The organism is Arthrospira sp. PCC 8006 (assembly GCF_046480465.1).
GTDB classification, from domain to species: Bacteria; Cyanobacteriota; Cyanobacteriia; order Cyanobacteriales; family Microcoleaceae; genus Limnospira; species Limnospira platensis.
Genome location: NZ_PKGG01000399.1, coordinates 1 through 2,269, shown reverse-complemented (window position 1 = coordinate 2,269; position 2,269 = coordinate 1). Strand labels below are relative to the sequence as shown.

Below are 2,269 nucleotides of genomic sequence, written 5' to 3'. Positions count from 1 at the left end.
GCATNCGCCATTGAACGTGAGCAGTTTGAGTCTCTCGATGATGCCATGGATTCCGTTATAAAAGCTGCGTCCTAACCACCTTGACCAATGCTATATGACCTTGAGTTCCCGGCCGTGTTTGGGGGTTCAATCCAAACGTTGGGACGTATAAACAGTTATGGGGAATGGTTCGAGGCTCCGACCTCTTATCCAGACTCGGGGCTGGCTTCCCCACTAGGAGGTGATTTCAGGCATCACAGCCTTATTTGGTCTCCTCAACATTTCGCACCCTCTACTCCCTGATTTCTCAGTTTGTTTATGACCTTGGGTTCCCTGCCTTGCTTAGATTGATCCAAGCGTCGGGACATATAAACAGTTATGAGGTTGGTCAGAAGCGAGCTTCTTATATCCAGCTACGAGCTGGAACCCTCACGCTTGCTGTTATTTCAGGCATTGCAGCCCTATTTGATGCCTAAACGTCTCGCACGATTAATTTTAGGATGGGGTTTCTACTCGCGGCAGTCCCATACTATAGTTGACCGCCCTAGTACCGAGATTATAGGAGATTTGACCGGATTGCAAAAGCGATCGCACAAAATGCTCTAAATCTGATCCAATGCGACGGAGATTATATTCTGTCAAATCTTCCCCTTCCGATGCTGCGACTAACTCATCAAACTTTCGATAGACTTGTTGCAGGGCTTCATCATTCCAGTTAAATTCATTATCTGGGTCAATGTCAATGGTCAATTTTTCTTCACTGGGAATGATTTCGTTATCCTGAAGTTCCGCAGTCAAAATGTGAATGTGACGGGTTGTAGACTTTAACAGCATAGTTTAGGATGAGTGAGACTAAGTGCCTATTATACACTTATTACGGCGACTGTGATCCCAACAATCACCAGAGGCTAGGCTAATTGATAAGTGCGAGACGTTTAGGAGACCAAATAAGGCTGCAATGCCTGATGAAATAACCTCCTAGTGGGGATTTAAACCCCTTGATTGAATATAAGGAGCGCACTCCTGACCATCCTCATAACTGTTTATATGTCCCGACGCTTGGAGAAATCTAAGCAAGGCAGGGAACTCAAGGTCATAAACAAACTGAGAAATCAGGGAGTAGAGAGTAACGGCGATAGCCACCCCCAGTTTTAGGATTCATAACCCGTCAGATTGAAGCGGGGAACGGAAGGCATGAGGTAGAACCTACTACCAAAAATGTGACCACTGCCAACCATCCATGACTAAGGAAATCTGAATGTTCCGACTTGAACCATCGTAATTAGCAAGCAGCGAAATAGATTGACACGCTGCGCTCAAAAGAGCAAGGGGAAAAGAAGAGGTTTTTATATACCATCTTCACAGACCTTTAAAAGTACCCCGGTGGATAGGACAAGTCTAAAGATGGAATGCCCATATAAACGGAACGTTTTAAATCCTCCTGGACTATGAATATCTGGTCGAGATATCAGTAGTAACAAATGTAAGCGCAAGTCCTAGAGGAAGTGAGATGTGACCAAAAGCCAACGCCCTGCTGTAATGGCAGGGATATGCTGACAGGTTACGGTTTGATTGCATGAATAGAGTCTAGTAGGAGTTACTATGACGAAAGCGAGTTTAAAGAAAGGTTTTGAGAAATCAGAGCCAATCAAGACGTGCGTTTGTATGGAAACAAATCCCCTGGGCGAAAGTCCAGAGGAAAGTTGTCAAGCTCCAAAAGAGGATATTTCAAGCAGCTAAATCGGGACAGGATGCCAAGGCAAGAAGGTTGCAACGTCTACTGGTGAAGTCATATTATGCACGGCTCTTAGCAGTGCGACGAGTGACTCAAGATAATCAAGGCAAGAAAACAGCCGGGGTCGATGGAATGAGAGTAATCTCACCAAGGCAAAGGATTAAACTTGCTGAAAGTATAGCACAAGACAGAACATTTAGGACGTATAATGGCAAGGATATCTACAGAAGACCCAAAATGCCAGCCCCCTACAGTTACGACCTTAGACAAAAAGTTATTAATGCAATTGAACTAGAGGTGTTGCATAATAGAAAATGATATTCTCAAATAAATCAAGATGGATTGTCCTTATTGCCAAAGCCATAAAGTAGTCAAAAATGGTCATCGTCAGGGAAAACAGAGTTACCTGTGCCGTGAATGTGGTCGCCAATTTCGAGAAAATCCCTGTCCTGGAGGTTACAGTTCTGATGTCAAAGAGCTTTGTGTGAAAATGTCCCTCAATGGCATGGGATTTCGAGCCATTGAGAGAGTCACTGGTATTTCTCACAACACAAT

2 protein-coding genes and 1 pseudogene are annotated in these 2,269 nt (G+C 44.2%); 2 read left to right on the top strand and 1 reads right to left on the bottom strand.

Going from position 1 to position 2,269, the window contains the following annotated elements; genetic code table 11:
• Positions 1–474: 474 nt before the first annotated feature.
• Positions 475–813 (bottom strand): NAD(P)H-quinone oxidoreductase subunit M, encoded by a 339-nt coding sequence (locus B9T16_RS27945; RefSeq protein WP_006615757.1) that lies wholly within the window; start codon positions 811–813, stop codon positions 475–477.
• Positions 814–1,609: 796 nt separating this feature from the next.
• Between B9T16_RS27945 and B9T16_RS27940 the strand changes: the two genes are divergently transcribed.
• Positions 1,610–2,032, top strand: a complete 423-nt coding sequence (locus B9T16_RS27940) for a reverse transcriptase N-terminal domain-containing protein (protein WP_014275816.1) — start codon at positions 1,610–1,612, stop codon at positions 2,030–2,032.
• Between the two features lie 19 nt (positions 2,033–2,051).
• A pseudogene (locus B9T16_RS27935) lies at positions 2,052–2,269 on the top strand (IS1 family transposase); the annotation flags it as partial.

Bases quoted from the DNA above. Each gene is read 5' to 3' on its own strand.
- B9T16_RS27945 (WP_006615757.1), bottom strand. From the start codon at position 813: ATGCTGTTAAAGTCTACAACCCGTCACATTCACATTTTGACTGCGGAA.